Annotated in this window: 16 protein-coding genes; 2 read left to right on the top strand and 14 right to left on the bottom strand. The window is 51.1% G+C overall.

Going from position 1 to position 21,717, the window contains the following annotated elements:
* Window positions 1-16 precede the first annotated feature (16 nt).
* A complete protein-coding gene (locus AB4124_RS13155) occupies window positions 17-1,129 on the top strand; it encodes a GGDEF domain-containing protein (protein ID WP_430109147.1) in 1,113 nt (370 codons plus the stop codon).
* On the opposite strand, the gene AB4124_RS13160 is transcribed toward AB4124_RS13155, so the two are convergent.
* The 4 genes from AB4124_RS13160 to AB4124_RS13175 all read right to left on the bottom strand — a co-directional run bounded on the left by AB4124_RS13160 (window position 1,126) and on the right by AB4124_RS13175 (window position 5,726).
* Window positions 1,126-2,076, bottom strand: a complete 951-nt coding sequence (locus tag AB4124_RS13160) for an aldo/keto reductase family protein (RefSeq protein ID WP_098749292.1) — start codon at window positions 2,074-2,076, stop codon at window positions 1,126-1,128. The genes AB4124_RS13155 and AB4124_RS13160 overlap by 4 nt on opposite strands.
* A gap of 80 nt (window positions 2,077-2,156) precedes the next feature.
* Window positions 2,157-3,266, bottom strand: coding sequence for a Ger(x)C family spore germination protein (locus AB4124_RS13165; RefSeq protein ID WP_379409940.1), 1,110 nt, complete (start codon window positions 3,264-3,266; stop codon window positions 2,157-2,159).
* A complete protein-coding gene (locus tag AB4124_RS13170; protein WP_441973132.1) occupies window positions 3,263-4,372 on the bottom strand; it encodes a GerAB/ArcD/ProY family transporter in 1,110 nt (369 codons plus the stop codon). Before AB4124_RS13170 ends, AB4124_RS13165 begins: the two co-directional genes overlap by 4 nt.
* Window positions 4,365-5,726, bottom strand: coding sequence for a spore germination protein (locus AB4124_RS13175; RefSeq protein WP_430109138.1), 1,362 nt, complete (start codon window positions 5,724-5,726; stop codon window positions 4,365-4,367). Before AB4124_RS13175 ends, AB4124_RS13170 begins: the two co-directional genes overlap by 8 nt.
* Window positions 5,727-5,934: 208 nt before the next feature.
* Here AB4124_RS13175 and AB4124_RS13180 point away from each other — a divergent pair, with 208 nt between their 5' ends.
* A complete protein-coding gene (locus tag AB4124_RS13180; RefSeq protein WP_430109136.1) occupies window positions 5,935-7,488 on the top strand; it encodes an FAD-dependent oxidoreductase in 1,554 nt (517 codons plus the stop codon).
* Window positions 7,489-7,971: 483 nt separating this feature from the next.
* Here the strand turns inward: AB4124_RS13180 and AB4124_RS13185 are convergent, their stop codons facing one another.
* The 10 genes from AB4124_RS13185 to cidR form a co-directional block, all read right to left on the bottom strand.
* Window positions 7,972-8,424: a hypothetical protein gene (locus tag AB4124_RS13185; protein ID WP_441973133.1), complete on the bottom strand. Its 453-nt coding sequence runs from the start codon at window positions 8,422-8,424 to the stop codon at window positions 7,972-7,974.
* A gap of 184 nt (window positions 8,425-8,608) precedes the next feature.
* On the bottom strand, window positions 8,609-10,483 hold the full coding sequence (locus AB4124_RS13190) for an ABC transporter ATP-binding protein (RefSeq protein ID WP_339268610.1): 1,875 nt from the start codon (window positions 10,481-10,483) through the stop codon (window positions 8,609-8,611).
* Window positions 10,480-12,207, bottom strand: a complete 1,728-nt coding sequence (locus AB4124_RS13195) for an ABC transporter ATP-binding protein (protein ID WP_339291893.1) — start codon at window positions 12,205-12,207, stop codon at window positions 10,480-10,482. Before AB4124_RS13195 ends, AB4124_RS13190 begins: the two co-directional genes overlap by 4 nt.
* Window positions 12,208-12,218: 11 nt before the next feature.
* Window positions 12,219-12,779 (bottom strand): MarR family winged helix-turn-helix transcriptional regulator, encoded by a 561-nt coding sequence (locus AB4124_RS13200; protein ID WP_441973134.1) that lies wholly within the window; start codon window positions 12,777-12,779, stop codon window positions 12,219-12,221.
* Window positions 12,780-12,901: 122 nt separating this feature from the next.
* Window positions 12,902-14,014 carry a ribosome small subunit-dependent GTPase A gene (rsgA, locus tag AB4124_RS13205; RefSeq protein ID WP_441973135.1) on the bottom strand — a complete coding sequence of 371 codons (1,113 nt, stop codon included), beginning with the start codon at window positions 14,012-14,014 and terminating at the stop codon, window positions 12,902-12,904.
* A 404-nt stretch (window positions 14,015-14,418) separates the two neighbouring features.
* Window positions 14,419-16,707: an ATP-dependent DNA helicase gene (locus AB4124_RS13210; RefSeq protein ID WP_441973136.1), complete on the bottom strand. Its 2,289-nt coding sequence runs from the start codon at window positions 16,705-16,707 to the stop codon at window positions 14,419-14,421.
* 147 nt (window positions 16,708-16,854) lie between these two features.
* Window positions 16,855-17,649, bottom strand: coding sequence for a delta-lactam-biosynthetic de-N-acetylase (gene pdaA, locus AB4124_RS13215; RefSeq protein ID WP_441973137.1), 795 nt, complete (start codon window positions 17,647-17,649; stop codon window positions 16,855-16,857).
* Window positions 17,650-17,791: 142 nt separating this feature from the next.
* On the bottom strand, window positions 17,792-18,835 hold the full coding sequence (locus AB4124_RS13220) for an oxidoreductase (RefSeq protein WP_076323897.1): 1,044 nt from the start codon (window positions 18,833-18,835) through the stop codon (window positions 17,792-17,794).
* Window positions 18,836-19,030: 195 nt separating this feature from the next.
* Complete coding sequence (locus AB4124_RS13225) at window positions 19,031-20,653, bottom strand: catalase (RefSeq protein ID WP_430128674.1); 1,623 nt, start codon at window positions 20,651-20,653, stop codon at window positions 19,031-19,033.
* A gap of 107 nt (window positions 20,654-20,760) precedes the next feature.
* Window positions 20,761-21,651 (bottom strand): cidABC operon transcriptional activator CidR, encoded by an 891-nt coding sequence (cidR, locus tag AB4124_RS13230; protein ID WP_339268625.1) that lies wholly within the window; start codon window positions 21,649-21,651, stop codon window positions 20,761-20,763.
* Window positions 21,652-21,717: the final 66 nt, after the last annotated feature.

Genomic DNA, 21,717 nt, shown 5'->3' on the forward strand with positions numbered 1-21,717 from the left:
AAAGGAATGATCCCCCATGACTAATATACTATTTACCAACTTTTGTATATTTGTGACTTTCTTATACTTGTCCGGACTGCTGTCCAAAAAATATGTAGCAGGCGTTGTGACACCGTCCATCAGCGTTAAGATCAACGCTGGACTGCTCTTTGGCATTTACGGGATCATCTTGATGTACTATTCTTTCCCGATTGACCCCCGGTTTTTCGCGGATTTGCGGCATTTGGCCATTGTAGTGATCGCCAGCTACTTGGGTTGGCTTCCATCCCTGATTGCCGGCGTGCTCATTGCGCTCGGGCGATTGATTCTGTTCGGCATGTCCGCTTCCTCTGCCATTGCGGGAGCCGGCATGCTACTGATCGGCATCATATGCGGGACTGTATCTCGTATCCATTGGAATCGTTTAAACAAAATGCTGCTCATGAGCGTATCGAGCATGCTGGTGCTCCTAGGCATTATGTGGATGAATATCCAGGACCACCATAAGGTATATACTGTCTTCACGCAGCACCTTATCATATCCGTCCTCGCCACGGTGGTCATCTACATGTTGACGGAGTATATCAACACGTCCAATCAACTATTTCTGCAGATGAAGAAAAATGCGGAAACGGATTACCTGACCAGTCTTCACAATTTGCGCCAGTTCGAGCAGCTGTTGTCGGAACGTTTTCTCGAAGCCCAGCATTTCAGCGAACGGCTGGGTGTTCTTGTCGTGGACATTGATCATTTCAAAAAAATAAACGACACCTACGGCCATGCGGCCGGAGATGCCGTTTTGCAGCAGCTCAGCAAAGTGCTGAGGGAGCATTCCCGTTCTTTTGATGAAGTGTCCCGCAACGGCGGGGAAGAATTCTCGGTGCTGGTCCCGGAAGCGACCATTGACGAGACGGCCGCTATTGCAGAACGAATCCGGGCCGCCGTAGCGGATCATATCTTTGTCCTGGAAAACGGAACCAGGATCCAGATCACCGTGTCGATTGGGGCTGCCGTACATCCCGATACAATCCGGTCGAAAAGTGCCAAGGAACTGCTCCAGCAAGCAGACCGCGAACTGTACCGCGCCAAGGACAGCGGACGCAACCGCGTATGTTCCGCTCCCGAAATCCATGATCTGATTCTTTCTTAATTCGAATCCGCCTTCAGTATTTCTTCAATGGCAGTCAGCGTATCTGAAGAGAGCTTAATACCGGAAGCCTTCACATTCTCTTCCACCTGCTCCGGACGGCTGGCCCCCACCAGTGCACTAGCTACGTTGTTCTGACGCAGAATCCAGGCCAAAGCCAACTGGCCGACGGTCATACCCAGCTCGCTTGCAACGACTCCCAGGGCCTGCACCTTCTGAATGCGGTCTTCACTCATTTTAAGCCGGTCGGCTCCAATCTTCGATGCGCGGCTGTTCTCCGGCACGGCTTGCTTGGAGGCGTACTTTCCCGTCAGCAGCCCTTGCGCAAGAGGAGAATAGACCACTTGACCAATGCCCTTCTTCTCGCCTAACGGGATGATCTCTTCCTCGATCTTGCGCTCGAACATGTTGTACAGCGGCTGATTCACCACGATGCGATCCAGCAAATAGCGGTCCGCCACGGCCAATGCCGCTTCCATCTGGGCAGCGGTCCACATACTGACTCCTACATAGAGCACCTTGCCTTGCCGGACAAGGTCATCCAGCGCCCGCAGCGTTTCCTCTATCGGTGTTTCTTCATGATATCGATGACAGTAATAGATGTCGACGTAATCGGTTCCCAGCCGCTTCAGACTCGCATCGCACTGCTCTCTAATATGTTTGCGGGAAAGTCCCTGATCATTGGGTCCGTCCCCCATCTTGCCGAATACCTTCGTGGCCAGGACATAGGATTCCCTTGGGAATGCTCTCAAGGTTTCCCCGACAACCACTTCAGCCGCTCCCTGGGCATACACATTCGCTGTATCAAAAAAATTAACGCCGAGTCCATATGCGGTCTGAATCGACTTCACCGCATTCTCCCGTTCCACATATCCCCCGTACGTCAGCCAGCTCCCGAGACTGATATCGCTAACCTTCAGTCCGCTTCCGCCCAATCTTCTAAATTCCATATGTGAAACCTCCTTCATACAAGATAGATGCTTATTCTTTATTGTAACATCTTCCTGTACGATAGACAGATGTGCCCTGTCTAACGTTTATAACCGGTCGACTTTATTTTCACCATGACCGATACATTAAACTTGGCATGGGGATACATGGCGTCCCATTCCTCCATCTCCGTCTTATTGTTCCAGTGCGTCCCTCCATACCGAAGGCCGAAACCCAGCGGGTCTAGGCCCGTTTTCTGAATTTTCTCCAGCAAGTTTTTCACCGCTTGGGATAGTTCCTTGCTAAACTGCTCTTCGATCTTATGCAGACCCTTCTGATTCAGTTGTGTTGGATCCTCTTTCTCTTCCAAAATCGCCGTTATCCGAATATTGAAATCAATCGTTTCTTCCCCTGGTTTATCCGTTACGATCTTGTATCTTGCTCGGGTTCTATCCGTGTTGATTTCAAGCAATTTGCCGTCCATTTTCGTCCCGAAATTCGTGCTTAAATTACGACGATCCAACAGGTTAAACAGCCTGGTTTCATCCGGCGTCAGAATCACCTTCACCTTGTCCTTATCCATCAAGGCTACTCTCTCGATATTCAGGATCTTGTCAGTGGTAGTTTCCACAACGGGCATGACCGGATCTTCCCCTTCCTCTAACATTCGGCGGGACAAATCGAAGGAGTATGTCCTAGTAATGAAGGGAGATTCCGTCCCATCCTCGCTGAGCGCCAGAAATATTGCGTTCCCGGCAATCCGCTCCGTTGGAGGATCCGTCTTTAATACGGCTTCTGCCGAAGGAATGGCGACGGCTGGATACATTAAGAGCTGCATATCCCGCCTCCGAACGGTCCAGTCCTGGATTTTGCTGATATTTTTTCGAGCATATGCTTCGCCGTACATGACCCCCTTGCAATGACCAAAGTCAAGTTCCTTATCTACTTTGGATTTGACCTCCCTGATCGCTTCCGCAATACTTGTTGATTCTTGTGTAATAAGGAAAGACTTCTTATCCCCAATCTTAGGGTCTCCTGAAGGAATCGCCATTTTGAAGGTAAATCGGTTCATATCGGGGTTTTTCTCAGAGACGTCAATACCAATGGACACGACAAAAAGTCTGAGATCGATATCCCTAAAATCACATCCCGACACAAATAAAAAAGAGCAGCACATGAGCCAGACCAGCCATCGTTTCAGGTCTTTCATGCCTTCTTCCTCCTTTTCCTCCATACCGCATAGAATAATAGGGCAATGAGCAGGAATTCCCCAGCGAACCGGACGTCCAAAAAGACAATCGCCATATCATTTAATATGTATTGATTAACGATAAACGACGTGCCGAAGATAATCAGGGAAAAGAGGAGAAGCACCCACCATTCGAATTTCCTCCTTTTAGACATCGCTTCCCCCTTATCGACCTTTAATCCGAAGCCTCCCAGAATCAACTCCTTGCCCACATGCCAATGAACGATGGAATTCACGAGGGAGAGGCACATATACACCACGTAGAAGACATAAATCATCCGTTCTATGATGAAATAACGAATCCGAAGCGAGTCCACCGTCGAGAAGGCAGGATACACGTGTCCTCCGGCGCCCGCGGCTCCCAATATGCCGATGGATGCAAAGATCGAAACCAGAAGGGTAAGAATACTAACCACCACAATCGCCCAAATATGCCGCACCCTGAATCGGTGAAATATCCGATTAAATACCACCATGTTCACGTAGCCAGTAAAAATATAGGTTGCCGCGGCTACAGTCCCGTAATTGGGCATGTTCCATGCATGGGTAATGATCTGCCTTACGGCATCCCAACTGAAATACGGATTGCTGAAGATACGCCATGACATATAAGCGATGATGGGGACGGTAATGTACAGAATCATCTCCAGGGCATAAAGAATGGACTCAGAATCCAGCCTGGCACTAAGTGCAACCACCACCAGAAATCCCATCAGAACGATATAGGGTGATACATCCGGACTGATGTATCGGGAGGTAATATCAACGAAACTGACCAAGGTAATGACGCTGGAGAAATACCACCCGAGTCCGTATAAAACAAGCAGGATGCCGGATATCCACTTGGGCATAACCGAATGAAAAATCTCCGGCAACCCCTGTCCCGGGAATTGTTGGATCAGTTTTACGAAAGTAAACATCACAAAGACACCAATTGGAATGGACACCAGGATCGACATCAGCGCACCGTCAAAGCGATCCGTAATCAAGATGCGGGGGACAAAAATAATCAGGTTGATGGTTGCATTGAGCAGGAAGAGGTAATATAAATATTTATTTCTAACCACTTCGCTGATCTCCTTTCTTGTTCCAATCCATCGCAAACATCTTCAAGTAGGGTTTGCCAAAGGACCTGAGGCTCGTAAGATACATGATCATGGCCACGATGCCCAGAACGATGCCAACCAAGCCGAAGAAGGTGGCCAGGACAATGAACAAATACTTCGTGACACGGATGCCCGAACTCATCATCGTGATCGGGATCACGAAATTTGTTATTGCAACCGCGGAAACCAGAATGATCATGATGTTACTAACCAATCCCGCCTCCGTAGCAGCGGTTCCCAAAATGAGACCCCCTACCGTGGTAGCGGTCTGACCAATCGCTTTGGGCAGCCGAACACTCGCCTCCGTCAGAAACTCCATCGCCAGCAGCATGAAGATCACTTCAAAGAAAGACGGATACGGCACCGTAGCCCTGCTTCCCGCAATAAGCAACGTAACCTGCATCCTCAATATTTCCGGATTATAGGAGGTGAAGGCCACATAAAGGCTTGGCATCAGCACGGTGACAAACAATGCGATATACCGGATTCCCTTGAGAAACCAGCCGATCGGAGGAAGCTGTATTTTGTCATCCATCGCCGTAAAGAAATCATTGAATATAGCCGGCAGTAGAAGAGCATACCCCGTTGAATCCATCAACACAGCGATCTTTCCTTGAGATATATTCAATACGGTCCGGTCAGGGCGTTCGGTCAGCATGAGCGTCGGATACAGACGGAATTTAGGATGCATTGTATGTCTTTCGATTTCGGAGGCCGATTGCACAATATCCGCCTTGATCTCGGACAATCGCTTCCTAAGCTCCTCTAATACCGTTTCTTCCACTTTGCATGCATCATACATAATAATGATTCGAGTCTGTGATATCTTGCCAAGGGTCATGAATTCCGTCTTCAAATTTTCAGTTTGGTAACGGTGGCGAATCAGATTCAAGTTCACCTCGATATTTTCCGTAAACGAATCATTGGGACCCTGAATGACGTTCTCCGTACTGGCGGGTTGGATGAAGCCTGCATTAACCAATACGGCATCAAACAGGAGCACACTGTCCCGAACGAATACGGCTACGCATCCCCTAAGTATATTACGGAGCAGTTCCTGTTTATCTTTCGGCTCCACACTTGAGGGAAAGGATCGGATGAATTGGTCGTATAACTCCAAGGAATTCAGCTCATAGAAACGGTTAATCAAATTATCGTTAATCATAGCGGGGTCGCACATGCTCTTAAGATAAATCAATAACGCATGCTCACCTTCATTCTTCAGCTCACGCTGCTCGATATCCCCGACATTACGGAGATGTTCTTGCAGGCATTGCCTGGCTTCCTCCGCATTTAGATATTGTTCGCTGGTCATGATACCACCCCTCATTCACTAAATTCCGGTTCTCCCGCTGTTCTTTAGGTTCTGCGCAAATGTCCCAAATTATTTACAATCATCCAGAAAAACTTAGGAAGACTGTGAATCGAAATCACCTAGTTTCTAATCATTCCCATGTGGTAATAATGAAGACAAGAGTCGGAGTTTAAGGGCAACGCCCATAGAAACTGAGGAGGAATCGAGAATGAACCCATCCAATTCATTGCATCAAGAACTGCCGCAATTTCCGGAGTCGCTGTGGGTAGCGACAACCGAACTGCCCGCTTTCCCCCGCTTAGCCGAAGATATTGAGGCGGATGTTGCCATCGTTGGAGCCGGCATAACCGGCATTACAACCGCTTATCTGCTTGCTAAGGCAGGCAAGGATGTCGTGCTGATCGAAGCAGGGCAAATCCTGAACGGAACCACCGGTCATACAACAGCTAAGGTTACGGCACAGCATGGGCTCATCTATCATGAATTTATGCATCATTTTGGGGAGGAGAAGACAAGACTCTATTACGAAGGCAATCGGGAAGCGATTGAATTCATTCGGGATATTATTGGCGGAGACGAAGGGAAATTCGGGCTGAAGCTGGAGGATGCCTATATCTACGCTCAACAGGAGGACAAGTATCTCTCGAAGCTGGAGGATGAAATCAAAGCCTATGAAAAGCTCGGCATTCCGGGAGAATGGCAGGATAGCCTTCCCCTGCCTATGCCGATTCGGGGAGCCATTAAGATGCCCGGACAATATCGATTCCACCCTTTGCAATATCTTAAGCATCTGACCGAACAATTCCTGAAGCTAGGAGGACGGATCTACGAGAACACGACCATGGATGAAAAGGCCGAAACCGATGGACCGATCACACTCCTGACCAAACGGGGCGGTCACCGGATTACTTGCAATTACGCAGTATCGGCCTCTCATTTTCCGTTCATTGACGGGAAAGGACTGTTCTTCACGCGGCTGCATGTGGGACGCTCCTATGCCATTGCAGTCAAACCTGAAACCGCTTATCCGGGCGGGATGTATTTAAGCGTGGATCAACCGACCCGTTCCCTGCGGTCCGCTTCTTATGGCGGTGAGGATTTGGTTATCGTTGGAGGCGAGAATCATCCGACTGGCCGCAGCATCTGCACCCATCAGCATTACGAAAACCTGGAGCTGTTTGCAGGAAAGCTGCTGGGCGCTTCCGCGATTCCTTATCGCTGGTCGGCCCAGGACCTGATTACCCTGGACAACATGCCTTACATCGGGCCGATCACATCCAATCAGGACCGGATCTTTGTCGCGACAGGCTTCCGAAAATGGGGCATGACAACAGGAACATTGGCCGCGAATATCATCTGTGATCAAATCTTGGAGAAGGATAACCGTTACGCCGACGTCTTCAACCCGTCCCGCTTCATCGCAGATCCAAGCATCAAAACATTTGTTGCACAAAATGCTATGGTTGCGAAAGATTTCGTTTCCGGCAAGTTCGAAATGTCCCATGCTGATATTACCGAGTTGAAGGCAGGCGAAGGCGCCATCGTCCGCCATAACGGTCAGCGCGCCGGGGCTTACAAGGATGATAAGGGGAATCTCCATCTCGTGGATACGACATGTACCCATCTCGGCTGCGAAGTGGAATGGAATGAGGGCGAACGCTCATGGGATTGCCCTTGTCACGGATCACGCTACCGTTATAATGGCGAAGTGATTGAAGGGCCGGCCATTGAGCCGTTGAAGCAGTTGGACCCGGAGAGCTAAGCGGACGCTGCGCTCCCTCAAGGACTCTAACCTAAAAGAAGTGAAGCCTATGCGAGCTTCACATCTTTTTTTATAACAGGGGACTTCACACCGGAGTGGCCTAAATTCAACCAAAAATAACATATTTCTGGTATAATAAGCTTACAAATCATTACGGGAGGGACAGCTATGGTTCTAGTCCCTGAGTATTTGGATCGGATTAAAGAGGACGTCTCGGAGAAAAAAGCGCAGGAGAAGCTACGCGGTATCCGGCAGCAAAGCCCTTAGTGATTTTTTAATGACCCTTGCTGCTGCAGGTGCCTTCATTGTGGTGGCTGCCATCTTTGGTTTTATCTTGTATAACATACGATATTAGAAGCCCTTCCCCATGCTTCCAAGACGGTAAGTCTCTGAAGTTTATACTTTCTTGCAAGTCCAAAAAGGCACCCGTCAGGGTGCCTTTTTCATGTTACGACCTGGCCTGGATTAACCTAGTAAGCCAGCCTAAGCGATTTCTGGTGCCGGCTCCTCGCGGTAGGCCTCAAGCGACCGGTCCACGATGACCTGTATAAAATCCGGATCCATATCCTGAATCCATGGCATGGCGTTATTCCAAGCATTTTCCTCGATTTGAAGCGCGATCTGATTCTGCTCCCATTCATCCACCGTTCGATCCATCTGGTCACAGAGTTCTGTCAGCATCAGGTCCATCGAATGGCCCAGCTCATGTGCGAATACTACCGCAAAATAGGCATGAAACAGCTCAAGTGTCCCAAACAGCTGCAGACACTGCTGGCGTATGACTTCGGTATACATCGTCACGCTGTGCGAATTCATAACATATTTCCCGCCGATTAACCGGCCCCCTGGGAAATACGCCTCCATCTCCACGGTGACACTGCTGCCCGACCGACGTAGAAGCTCTTGCGTAATTCGGTTCAGTTCGGACTTATTCAATAATGATCATGGCTCCCTTTAAAGATCTAAACATAAACATCATTATAAAAGAACCATATGAAATTGCAACAACCAATATGCCTGCTAGCTTACTCTAAACCTACCAAAAACCTTTAATTAAGCCAAAAAAAGAAGACCCACTCGCACTCCAATGGGTCTTCTTATGATGGTAATCCTCGCCTCGCTATCCAGCCTCATGCTGGTCGCTGAATTGACTGTTATACAGGTCCGCATAGAAGCCGCCTTGAGACAGCAGCTCTTCATGGGTTCCTTGCTCGATAATGCTGCCCTTGTTCATGACCAGAATCAGGTCCGCATCCCGGATCGTGGACAGCCGATGCGCAATGACAAAGCTGGTTCGGTCCTTCATCAGCTCATTCATCGCTTTCTGGATATAGAGCTCTGTCCGCGTATCCACGCTGCTGGTGGCCTCGTCGAGGATCAGAATCGATGGATTGGCCAGAATGGCACGCGCAATCGTAAGAAGCTGCTTCTGCCCTTGCGATATGTTGGAGGCCTCCTCGTTCAGAACGGTATCGTAGCCGTCCGGCAGTGTCCGGATGAAGTGATCCGCGTGAGCCGCTTCCGCCGCTCGGATGATCTCTTGTTCCGTGGCGCCTTCGCGTCCATATCCGATATTGTCCCGGATTGTCCCGTTAAAGAGCCATGTATCCTGCAGCACCATTCCGAACAGGCTGCGGAGTTCACCGCGTCGAAGAGCCGTAATATCTGTGCCGTCTATCGTAATCTTGCCCTTATTCAGCTCATAGAACCGCATCAGCAGATTAATAAGCGTAGTCTTGCCTGCACCGGTCGGGCCGACGATGGCGACCGTTTGCCCGTGCCTTACGTCCACATTCATATCCTCGATCAGAAGCTGGTCTGCTTTATAGCCGAAACTCACGTTCTCGAAAGACACGTCGCCAAGTGGCTGCTTGAGTGCTGCCGGAGCTGTATGCTCTGACACTTCTTCTTCCTCATCCAGCACTTCAAATACGCGCTCTGCCGATGCTATGGTAGATTGAATGACGTTCGCGATATTCGCAAGCTGGGTGATCGGCTGCGTGAATTGGCGTGAATATTGGATGAATGCTTGAATATCCCCGATCTCAATCGCTCTACGGGTAACGAGCACGCCGCCGACAACACTGACGATCACATAACCGATATTGCCGACAAAACCCATCAGCGGCATAATGGTACCCGATATAAACTGGGCTCTCCACCCGGCATCATAGAGCTTATCGTTGACCTCATTAAATTGCTCCATGGACTGTCGTTCCCGGCCAAAGGCCTTCACCACTTTATGACCTGTGTACATTTCTTCCACATGCCCGTTCAGCTCACCCAAATGCTTCTGCTGAGCCACAAAATGCTTCTGCGAGCGTTTGGCAACCACAATTGTAACCACCACACTAAGCGGTAGGGTCAGAATAACTACTAATGTCAACAGCGGGCTGATCGTGAGCATCATCACGATGACGCCAACCAGCGTGACTATCGAGGTAATCATCTGCGTCAAGCTTTGCTGAAGCGTGCTGCTGATATTGTCCATATCGTTGGTCACCCGGCTAAGCGTTTCCCCATGTGTCCGAGCGTCGAAATATTTAAGCGGCAAACGGCCGAGTTTGTTGTAAACATCCTTGCGCAAATCATACACGGTCCGCTGGGCCACACCAGCCATAACATATTGCTGAATGTAAGCAAACAGAGAGCTTAAGAGATACAAGCCTGCAAGCCAGAGCATGATCGTCCGAATCGCGTCAAAATCGATCCCGGCCCCCGGCACGCCTTGCATCTTAGCCATGAAGCCTTTGAACAGGATCGTGGTTGCATCCCCCAATATTTTCGGGCTCACGATGCTGAATATCGTACTGAGAATAGCTGCGATCAAGACGATCATCAGCTTGCCGGTATGCGGTTTGAGATATCGCGTTAACCGGCGAAAAGTGCCTTTGAAATCCTTGGCTTTCTCCCCCGCCATTCCAGGTCCGTGCGGGCCGCCGCCAAAGGGACCGCCCGGTCCCCGAGGATGTCCTCCCCGTTTCTTCTCACTCATGCGATCTCCTCCTCTGACAGCTGCGAGGTAACGATTTCGCGGTACACATCGCTGGAAGCCATAAGCTCCTCATGCGTGCCGATTCCGGCTATGCGTCCCTCATCCAGCACAATAATACGGTCAGCGTCCATGACGGTGCTTACCCGCTGAGCAACAATCAGAACGGTAGCTTCCGTCGTTTCCTCGCGGAGCGCTGCGCGAAGATTGGCATCCGTCTTGAAATCCAGCGCCGAGAAGCTGTCGTCAAACACATAAATCTCGGGTCTCCGAACCAGCGCCCTTGCAATCGAGAGCCGCTGCTTCTGACCTCCGGATACGTTGCTGCCGCCTTGCGAAATCTCGGCATCGTACCCGCCTTCCATGGATGAGATGAAATCGGCCGCCTGAGCAACCTTCGCAGCATGCCGGATTTCCTCGTCCGTCGCATCTTCTTTACCATAGCGGATATTCTCCGCGATAGTTCCGGTGAAGAGCAGCGCCTTCTGCGGCACGAATCCGATCCGGTTCCGCAGGTTCTCCTGCATCATTTCCCGGATATCCGTACCATTGACGAGGATCCGCCCCGAGGTCACGTCATAGAAACGAGGGATTAAGCTGATCAGCGTCGATTTACCCGAACCGGTTCCGCCGATAATGGCGGTGATTTCACCCGGCCCGGCATGGAAGGAAATATCGGATATGGCGGGCTCCTCTGCACCCGGATAATAGAAGGTCACATCCTGGAATTCAATCGATCCCTGCTGCACGCCGGTATTGCGCGGCTGCTTCGGATCATGGATCTCCGGCATCATGTTCAATACCTCATTGATCCGGACCGCCGATGCCTGTGCACGCGGAATCATGACAAACATGACGGATAGCATGATGAGAGAGAACATGATCATCATTGCATATTGGAGAAATGCCATAAGGTCACCGACCTTCATATGGCCACTATCGATTCGCAGCCCCCCGAACCAAACAATCGCCAGTGTTGCAAAGTTCATGACCAGCATCATGACAGGCATCATCGCACCCATGATTTTATTCACTTTAATGGAGGTGGCTGTCAAATCCTCATTCGCATCATTAAAACGGACGGTTTCATGATTCATCCGGTTAAATGAACGAATGACCCGGATTCCGGTCAGATTCTCCCTTAGCACGCGGCTCAGTGTATCGATCTTCACCTGGATCGCTTTAAAGAGCGGAATCCCCTTTTTGGCGATGAGGAAAATAGCCAGGGCCAGAATCGGCAGGACGATGAGAAGTACCGTGGTCAATCCAGGGTCTCTCGATACGGCCATTATAATGCCCCCGATACACATCATCGGAGCAAGCGCCATCATGCGAAGGATCATGATCGTGACCTGCTGCACCTGCGTAATGTCGTTCGTTGTACGGGTAATCAGGGATGCCGTACCGATCTTGTCAAATTCCTGCAGCGTGAAATTCTCGACATGGGAGAAGACGCGTCCCCGAACAATTTTCCCGAATCCCGTAGCTGATTTGGATGCCAAATAACTCGCGGCAATGGAGCACAACATGCCCCCAGCTGCTACCAGGAGCATAAAGCCGCCCACACGCCAAATGTAAGGCACATCTCCCTTCACGATGCCGATATCCACGATGTCCGCCATCAAGGTTGGCAGGTAAAGATCAGATAGACACTGGAAAAATGTGAACAGCAGGACAAAAATGACCGCTGTCCGGTACGGTTTCAAATAGTGAAACAGTTTTAACAAATTCCCCACCCCTACTCATTGTCTGAAGTTGTTTCGTTCGTTTTGTGCTTTTGCTCGTGAAATTGATACACCTTCGTTAACAGCTCCGTCAGTTTGACGCTGTCCTCTTCTCCTAAAAATTCCACCAGCTCGTTAAAGTTGTTTCTGACGTTCTGATAGGTTTCTTGGACAACGCGATTCCCTTCCTCCGTAAGCTGCACACGAACCGCACGTCGATCCTGTACATCCATCACCCGTTCAACCAGACCTTTGCTCTCCAGAGCGTTAATAAATTGAGTGATCGTCGGTGACGTAACATTCATCATGCTGCTGATTTCGGACACTTTCATGCCAGGACCGTCAGGCACGATATGATGTTTAAGTCCCATCAGAACGCGAATCTCGCCGGGCGTATAGCCGGAAATCAAGTGCCGATCCCATTCCTGCTTATGGAACATGCGAATGCTGTACAAGAGCCTGCCGGCTACGCTATCTTCTCGCCGGCCAGCCTTCATGCACAACCCTTCCCGCGAATCTTTTTCCTCTTTCCCGTTGTTCCCTTTAGGTAAATCTGGATGTATATTCTCTTCCATGGTCCACCTCTTTTCTGCAACTACTTAAGCAAATAGATAGTCTGCCAATTTATTTGGTTTCCTAACTATATACCCGAAGAAGACCGAAGTCAAATCGACTCCGGACCTCTCAATAACATCCATTATTCGTCATCGTACAAAAGCTGCTGGTAGTTCCCTTTGCGGTCTCTCTCGCTCTTCCGCGAGGACTTGCCTGAGCTCTTATTCTGGCGGCGGGTGCTGACCCTCTCCTTACTGGCAATATAGGCGAGCTCCCGCTCCGTCTTCTTGTAGTTCGCATATCGTTTCGCATCCAGCGTTCCGTCCTGCAGCGCTTCCTGAACCGCACAGCCGGCCTCCGTCTCATGGCGGCAATCCTGGAACCGGCACTGCTGCACCAGCGCCGAAACATCCGCAAAGGTTGCCTCGAACCCTTCTTCCGAATCCCACAGCTGCAGCTCCCGCATACCTGGCGTATCCACCATAATCGCGCCTCCCGGCAGCACGAAAAGCTCCCGGTGCGTCGTGGTATGCCGTCCCCTTGCGTCCTCCTCGCGTATCCCCTGAACCCGCTGCAGCTCCTGGCCGGACAGCCAGTTCAGGAGGGTGGATTTACCGGCCCCCGAGGTACCCGTAATGGCAATCGTCTTCCCCTGTATCAGATAAGGCTGCAGCTGCTTCTTTCCTTGATCCATCAAGGAGCTCACCGCATGAACCGGCACGCCCGGTGCAACAGCCTCTACCTGTGCGACATAATCTTCCGGCGATTCACACAGATCCGCCTTGGTAAGCAGCACAACCGGTGTGGCTCCGCTCTCCCAGACCGCAATCAGGTAGCGTTCAATCCGGCGAACACTAAAATCCTTGTTGAGTGCGTTAATGATAAACACGGTATCCATGTTCGCGGCAATGATCTGCTCATCCGGCACGTTTCCTGCTTCCTTGCGCGTCACAGCAGATTGGCGGGGGAGCAGCTTATGAATGACGGCACGGGATTCCCCTTGCAGCGGTTCCACCATGACCCAATCGCCAACAGCGGGAAAGTCGCTTTTGCTGGCTGCCTCGTATTCGTATTTGCCCGTAACAATCGCGGACTGCTCTCCCTCTTGCGTGATAATGCGGTATTGCTTCGAGAATTGGGCTGTGATGCGTGCCGGTGCCAGCGCTTTATCCTGCTGCGGGATCTGCTCAGCCAGCAAAGCCCAATGTTCATTCCATCCATATACTTGTAGCGTAGTCATGTCTTGTTTAGTCAAATTCGTGATATCCCCTTATCGTTATTGGATTGGTTGTTATCAAACACAAAAAAACCGCAGATTTGTATCCGCGGCTGATCTGAATCTATGCAAGAAGAAGGCATAAACCCCCATACAGCCTACAGTCAAGCCGTTAAAGGTCATACCAAGCCCTTAAATAGACACAAAAAACCCGCAGGATACCAAGCACGGTCTCCTGCGGGTTCTTGAGTATGGAGTAAAAGACAAGTATGTTTACATGCCTTATCCCCCTATACCATTAGAATTTCCCGTCCAAAGAGACCAACGTCAATGCGACCCATCCACTATGCATCATAACCATTTGACATCAGCCTCCTTCAGCTAAATTAATATATCCGTATTATAGGGGTCATATTTCCAGGTGTCAACATCTCATGCAAAAATTAGATTCGCCTGTAGTGCCTCCACTCCTCAGGCAGCAGCATCCCGTACTGGCGATTCAAAAAGCGGTCATCCACCAGCGTCAGTGTCCCGCTGTCCTGCTCTGAGCGGATCAAGCGTCCTCCGGCCTGCAGCACTTTGTTCATGCCCGGGTACACGTAGGCATAGTCGTATCCCCGCTTGCCGGTACGATCGAAATAATCCTTGATGATATCATTCTCGAATGATAGCTGCGGCAATCCTACGCCGATGACCACGACACTCGACAGCCGTTCTCCCTTCAAATCAATGCCCTCGGAGAAAATACCGCCCATTACGGCAAAGCCGATCAGCGGATCCTCCGCATCCGCCTGGAAGGCATCCAGGAATGCCTCCCGCTCCTCCTCACTCATCCCATGCCCCTGAAGCAAGGTACGCGCTCCCGGGTTCATTCTGGCAAACGCCTCATGGATATCCTGCATGTAGGGATAGGACGGCAGGAAGATCAGGGTATTCACCGGCTTTTCCTGAACCAGCGCACTCAGCATCCGGACGATGGCTTCGCTATTTCGCTCCCGATCCTTGAAGCGCGTCGATAACGGCAAAATTCGAACATCCAATTGCTCGGAAGAGAAGGGAGAGGGAATCGAGAGGCTGTAGTCCTCTTCCTCTGCTCCCAGCATATCGCGGTAATACCCGAGCGGCATGAGAGTTGCCGAGAAAAATACGCTGGAGCGGTAGTTTTTTCCCGCTTGCTGGAGCAAATAAGAGGGGTCCAGACAAAACAGCTTGAGAAACACCTCGCTCTGACTCATCTCCGCATACGTGACAAAGCGGTCGTCATACAGCTTGGAGATGCGCAGATACCCCTGCACGGCAAAATAGCACTCCAGGAGCGCATCCGCCTCATCCCCGCTCTTGCCAGTCATCAGTTCGGCCTCTGCCTGGAGCGAAAAATCCTCCAGCAGCTCCACCATCATCTCCGGCTGCTGGGACCCGACAATCCGCTCTTCCTCCTCACTGACCTTGCGCAGCACTTTAAATCGGTTATTCACCCGCTTCGCGGCGTTGTAAAGCGCGGGATTGCTCTCTTTGTAAGCTCGTTGCAGTTCCAGAAAAGCCGATTTATTCAGCTCGGCTGAGAACATTCCCCGCGCCCGGTCTACCAGATTGTGTGCCTCATCAATGAGCAGCACACTGCGCTTCTTCACGTCCTCCGGCATCCGCTTGAAGGATACACGCGGGTCAAACACATAGTTGTAATCGCAGATGACGGCATCAGCTGCATACGCGGCATCCAGCGAGAACTCAAACGGACACACCGTATGCTTCCGGGCGTACTCTTCAATAACAGGCCTCGTGATCAACGTTTCATTCGAGAGCAAATCCAGTATGGCGCCATTAATCCGGTCATAGTAGCCCTCCGAGAACACACAGCCCATCTGACCGCAGCCCTCAGCTTCACGGAAACAAATCTTGTCCTTCGCCGTCAGCGTGACCGTGTGCATGCAGAGTCCTTGACGCTCCATGCGCGCCATGGCTTCCTCCGCGGTCGTTCGGGTGATCGTCTTGGCTGTCAGATAAAAAATCCGCGACAACAGGCCTTCACCGATCGCTTTAACCGAAGGAAACAGCGTGGATATCGTTTTCCCTATGCCCGTTGGCGCTTTGGCAAACAATTTCCGTCCTTCCCCGATGCTCTTATAAACAGCCCCGGCCAACTTTCGCTGTCCCTCGCGGTAGGCGGGAAACGGAAACTTCAATTCGCGGATGCTTCGATCCCTCCGCTCGCCATGCTCCCGCAGCAGGTTGGCATAAGGTGCATAAGCCGCCACGACCTCCAATACGAAGGATTCCAGCTGTGCACAGCTCCATTCCTGTACGAACTGCTTACGCTCTCCACTCGGGACTTGGAAGTAGGTTAATCGCACTGCCATCTTCGGAATCTCATGCTGCTTCGCGTACATATAGGCATACATTTGGGCCTGCGCCCAATGAACCGGGTACGTGTGCTCCGTAATCTCGCCTAAATCGCCGGAGGTCGACTTAATCTCGTCAATCATCATCCGCTCTTCCTCTTGAATCAGACCGTCGCAGCGGCCTTCCACCACAAACAGAAGATCCTCGTAAGGAATCTCCACTTCAAGCTGAACTTCCTTCTGATCGTTCTCACCATAGTCGCGCTGTACCTGTTGATGCGCACGGGTCCCCTCGGTAAGGGATGTCGCCGTGCGAAAACCCGAGGTAATGCTGCCGCTGCGAAAGACATATTCCACCAGCGGCCTGACGGATATTTGGATAGTATGAGGCATGATGGTCTCCTTCGTTCATGTTCTATGAAGGGTATTATACCAAACATTCGTTCCTGAAAGCGAAGCATCCATCTTCATTCGCCAACAAAAAGCGTGCAGACGGCATCCTGACAGGATAGCGTTCTGCACGCTGTATGCAACAAATATTTACGGGGCTTTCTTCTGCATCTGATCCAAACTCTTGAACTCGTACCCCCGGTTCCTGGCTTCGTCAATGATCCGCCCAAGCGCCTCGGTGTTGTCCTTGGAGATCGAGTGCAGCAGAATCACAGCGCCCGGGTGGAGCTGCGCGGTTACCTTATCATAAGCATACTGTGCACCGCGCTGGGACTTCACGTCCCAATCCATATACGCGAGCGACCAGAAGACATTGGTATAACCCAGCTGCTTGCTGGTCGCCAGCGACCGCTCATCGAAAATGCCGCGCGGTGTACGCAAATATTTCATATCCGGCTGGCCGGTTATGCGCATAACCTCCTTCTTCACCCGCTCCAGTTCCTCGGTCAGCTTCTCTGCCGAGATCGTGGTCACATCCGGATGGTTCCAGGAATGGTTGCCGATAATGTGTCCCTCCGCCGTCATCCGCTTAAGCAGATCTTCTTGTGTCTTTACGTAGTGTCCGGTCACGAAAAAGGTGGCAGGCACCTTCTTCTCTTTGAGCGCATCCAGGATACGGGAGGTATATCCGTTCTCGTATCCGTTATCAAACGTAAGATAAAGCTCCTTCTGCTCGGCATCGCCCATGAAGATCGCGCCGTATTTTTGCAGAAGCTCCTTAAAACCCTCCTCATTGATGGAAGGCAGCTGGCCATTGACGCTTTTTTTGAATCCAAAATGAAACGGACCGCTTCCTACTGCCAAAGCCGCTCCCGATATGGACAGCATCACCGCCAAGCTCATCAGAAGCGCAAAGGCCGACCGAAGGATATCGCGTTTCTTCATATCCGTTCTCTCCTTCTTTGTTGTGATATGGATTGATTCCCCTCATGAAAGACGTACAAGGGTTGCATCACCTAATATCCCACAAATCGGAGCAAACTATGTGCTAGCCAAAGAGGACCCTGTCACCGGATATAGTAGAGTTTCACGTGATCTTGATCAATCGGCCTTTCTGATGACTTTGCAGTGCATACTCAATCATACGGATGACATTACGGGCTTCTTCAGGCTGAACGGGTAACGGGCCATCCTTAAGAATCGCTTCAGCCAAACCCTGATAAAAGGCCTGATAACGTCCCGGCAGCGTCTCAATCTCACCCTGAACCGCCAGTCCGCTCAGCTCAGTAGCAAGCTCCCCGTACTGGTCCGGCTGGTCTTCACCCCAGCCCGCATCCCCCGGGTGCATTCCCTGCTTCAGCTGGCTTTCCTGAGGGTCTGTTCCATATTTCAGGAAGCTTCCTTTATCCCCGTGCAGCTCGAATTTCGGGCCGGCTTGCCGGACCAGCGAGCCGGAATGCAGAATAACGCGAAACGTTTTGTAACCCAGCACCAGATGAAAATAATCATGGGTTTTGGACCCGTTGCGCTCCGTTCTCAAATCCGCCCACAGCGTCTCCGGCAGACCAAACAGGAACAGCGCCTGATCAAGCAGATGCGAACCCAAATCGTACAGGATGCCGGACCCGGGAATCCCCTGTTCCCTCCACCGCTCCGATTGCACTTCCGGACGGTAACGGCTGAACTGCGACTGATAAATGGATAGCTTCCCGAGCGCTCCCGTCTCCAGCAGGTTGCGGACAGTCAGAAAGTCATTGTCCCAGCGGCGGTTGTGATATACCGTCAGAAGAACTCCCTTCTGTTTGGCCAGATCAATCAACTGGTCCGCTTCTGCGGATGTTACGGTAAACGGCTTCTCGACGACCACATGCTTACCGGCCTCGATGGCTAACCGGGTATATTCGTAATGCGTTGCATTCGGACTCGTAATGATGACAACATCAATATCCGGATTAGACAAAAGCTCATCCACGCTATCGACAACCGCCGTATCAGGCAAATCCTTGTAAACCTTGTCCGGATCTGATGACACAACCGTGTGGACTATGTAATCCGGCACGCTTCTCAGGATAGGTGCATGAAACACCGACCCGGACAGGCCGTAGCCGATGATTCCCGCTTGTATTGCCATAAAGCACGCCTCCTCTTCCCATGGTTCTATGTTGATTCGATATGTATCGCTTTGATTCCTTGCAACATCTTAACATTCCGCAAATATTTTACAACCTCAAATAATACAGCCGCCTGCACATTTATCACTGTGCAGGCGGCTGCTCAATTGCCATTGCAAAAGATAACCTGAAGACCTCTTCCGGCTTAGCAGATTTTAGTAAGGATCCGCCTCATGGCCCATGCGGTTAGCATCCTCAACCGCCTGCTCCCGGTCGGGCTCGTTCGAGCCCTTTCTGGCCTGCTCGAGTCCTTCTCGTACGCGGCGTCCATATTCCTCATCCGCATTCGTAAAATATTCCACCATCTTGTCTTGAATCCGGATATCACATTGGATGAGCGCACCCACCAGATTGCTAATCAAGTCATTTCGCTCCCAATCCTCAAAGGCTCTGTACGTATCCCCGGCCTGCTTGAAGTCCAGCGTACGGTCCAGCTTCTGCCGGACGAGGTTGGCATCATAATGGGGCTGATGAGGCTTCGCCGTCTGCGAGGCTTCCACCAGACCATCGGTCATGGAAGGCTCGTAATCCACATGCGGGCTTTGCCCTGGTGCCTTATCCACGTAATAAGACATCTGCCCGCCGCGCTGGTTGGTAGCGACTCGCTTCTTCGGCGCATTGATCGGCAGCTGCAGATAGTTAGTGCCCACCCGATGCCGCTGGGTATCCGAGTAAGAAAATGTGCGACCTTGGAGCATCTTGTCGTCCGAGAAATCGAGTCCATCCACCAGCACGCCCGTGCCAAAGGCCGCTTGCTCCACTTCGTTATAGTAGTTCTCCGGATTGCGGTCCAGCACCATTTTGCCCACCTTCAGAAACGGAAATTGATCTGCCGGCCACAGCTTGGTTGCATCAAGTGGATCGAATTCCAGCTCCGGATGCTCATCATCACTCATAATCTGAACGCATAGCTCCCATTCCGGATAATCCCCGCGTTCAATGGCCTCATATAAATCCTGTGTTGCGTGGCTGTCATTCATGGCCTGGATCTTGCTTGCTTCTTCCTGCGTGAGGTTCTTAATGCCTTGCTTGAGCGGCTCCCAATGGTATTTGATCAGCACACTATGGCCATCTGCATTGACCCATTTGTATGTATTCACACCTGAGCCCTGCATTTGGCGGTAGTTAGCCGGAATGCCCCATGGGGAGAAGACAAACGTGATCATATGCGTCGCTTCCGGGGAACGGGATACAAAGTCGAACATGCCGACTGGACCCGGAACGTTGGATACTGGATCCGGCTTGAACGCATGAACCATGTCCGGAAACTTGAGCGGATCGCGGATAAAAAATATTTTCAGGTTATTGCCAACCAAATCCCAGTTGCCCTCTTCGGTGTAGAATTTCACGGCAAACCCGCGCGGATCCCGAAGCGTTTCAGGTGAGCCGGAACCATGAATAACGGTTGAGAACCGGACAAACACCGGTGTACGCTTGCCTTCAACCTGAAACAGCTTGGCCCGAGTATACTTCGAAACAGGCTCATCGCCTACTTTCCCGTATGCTTCGAAGTAACCGTGAGCTCCAGCACCCCGTGCATGCACGACGCGCTCCGGAATGCGTTCCCGGTCAAAGTGCGTGATCTTCTCCAGATAATGATAATTTTCCAGGGTCATCGGACCCCGATTCCCTACCGTTCTCACATTCTGATTATCCGAAATAGGATGTCCCTGACGATTAGTTAGCGTATCCTCCCGCTCCGTCTCGCCGCGGTTCTGGGCAAAGCCTTCCCGACCTGGGTTCGTTCCATTATTACCATCATGTTCCTGGCCACTCACGAATGTCATTCCTCCTTGGATATAAGGCTTGTAAAATGGTTCTCTTATTATGGATATTATGTCCAAGGCGTGAAAATGTATGAAATGCCCCTTAATTTGAAACAAACTTAATCCTGCTCACCCAATAGGGCGCGGGTAAAGCTGATCCATTCCCTGACGGCAAAGGACAGATACCGGTCCTTCCTCCAGATCATTCCGAGCTGCCAGGGAATGGACGGGTTGTCCAGCGGCAGTATCGTCACGCGCGAGGAATCGATTTCCTTACAGATTGTCTCCGGGAGCAGTGCGATGCCCAAATTGGCGGCCACCATGCCACTGATGAGGTCCCACTGCGAGCTTTCATAGACCACCCTTGGCTCGAAGCCCGCGCTGACGCATTCGCGGATGATCCGGTCATGCAGCGTAAAGTCCTCTCGAAACAATACAAATGCCTCGTCGGCTAGCTCGTTCAGGTGTACATGATCTCTGCCTGCCAGCCGATGGGACGGATGGACCAGCAGATTCAGCTTCTCTTTCACAAAGGAATAATAGTGAAATACATCTTCATTGACAGGCAGCACCGCGACTCCGATATCGGTCTGACCGCTTTCCACATCCGCTTCGACCTTCTTGGCGCCATCCTCAATCAGCTGAATGGTAATCTTCGGATAGTCCCGGTGGAACTGCCCGATCACCTCAGGGAAAAAGCTTGAGCCTACCATAGGTGGAAGCCCGATCCGGAGATGGCCGCGCTTCAGGTTCATGAGATCCTCCAGCTCGGCCGATACCCGCTGAAAGGAATCCACCATCTGCTGCGCCTGCTGATACATGATATGACCCGCATCCGTCAGCTCAATCCGCTTGCCCTGCCGGTAGAACAAGGTTACGCCCCACTCGTCCTCCATGTTGCGAATCGTTTTGCTAATCGTTGGCTGCGTAATATACAGCTTCTCGGCGGCTTTGGTGAAGCTTTGGTTCCTCGCTACCTCAAGAAAATACTCCAGGTGCCGTATGTCCATCCGATATTCCCTCCGGTTTCTTCTATGTATAGATAAATGGAATGCATCTCATTCGATATATGCATT

It is taken from the genome of Paenibacillus sp. 2KB_20, from assembly GCF_052115765.1.
Classification (GTDB): domain Bacteria; phylum Bacillota; class Bacilli; order Paenibacillales; family Paenibacillaceae; genus Paenibacillus_AQ.

Coding starts and splice junctions, on each gene's coding strand:
- AB4124_RS13160 (WP_098749292.1), bottom strand. CDS start 2,076: ATGGAATTTAGAAGATTGGGCGGAAGCGGACTGAAGGTTAGCGATATC.
- AB4124_RS13220 (WP_076323897.1), bottom strand. CDS start 18,835: ATGGCAATACAAGCGGGAATCATCGGCTACGGCCTGTCCGGGTCGGTG.
- AB4124_RS13180 (WP_430109136.1), top strand. CDS start 5,935: ATGAACCCATCCAATTCATTGCATCAAGAACTGCCGCAATTTCCGGAG.
- AB4124_RS13210 (WP_441973136.1), bottom strand. CDS start 16,707: ATGCCTCATACTATCCAAATATCCGTCAGGCCGCTGGTGGAATATGTC.
- pdaA (WP_441973137.1), bottom strand. CDS start 17,649: ATGAAGAAACGCGATATCCTTCGGTCGGCCTTTGCGCTTCTGATGAGC.
- AB4124_RS13200 (WP_441973134.1), bottom strand. CDS start 12,779: ATGGAAGAGAATATACATCCAGATTTACCTAAAGGGAACAACGGGAAA.
- cidR (WP_339268625.1), bottom strand. CDS start 21,651: ATGGACATACGGCACCTGGAGTATTTTCTTGAGGTAGCGAGGAACCAA.
- AB4124_RS13165 (WP_379409940.1), bottom strand. CDS start 3,266: ATGAAAGACCTGAAACGATGGCTGGTCTGGCTCATGTGCTGCTCTTTT.
- AB4124_RS13190 (WP_339268610.1), bottom strand. CDS start 10,483: ATGAGTGAGAAGAAACGGGGAGGACATCCTCGGGGACCGGGCGGTCCC.
- AB4124_RS13175 (WP_430109138.1), bottom strand. CDS start 5,726: ATGACCAGCGAACAATATCTAAATGCGGAGGAAGCCAGGCAATGCCTG.
- AB4124_RS13155 (WP_430109147.1), top strand. CDS start 17: ATGACTAATATACTATTTACCAACTTTTGTATATTTGTGACTTTCTTA.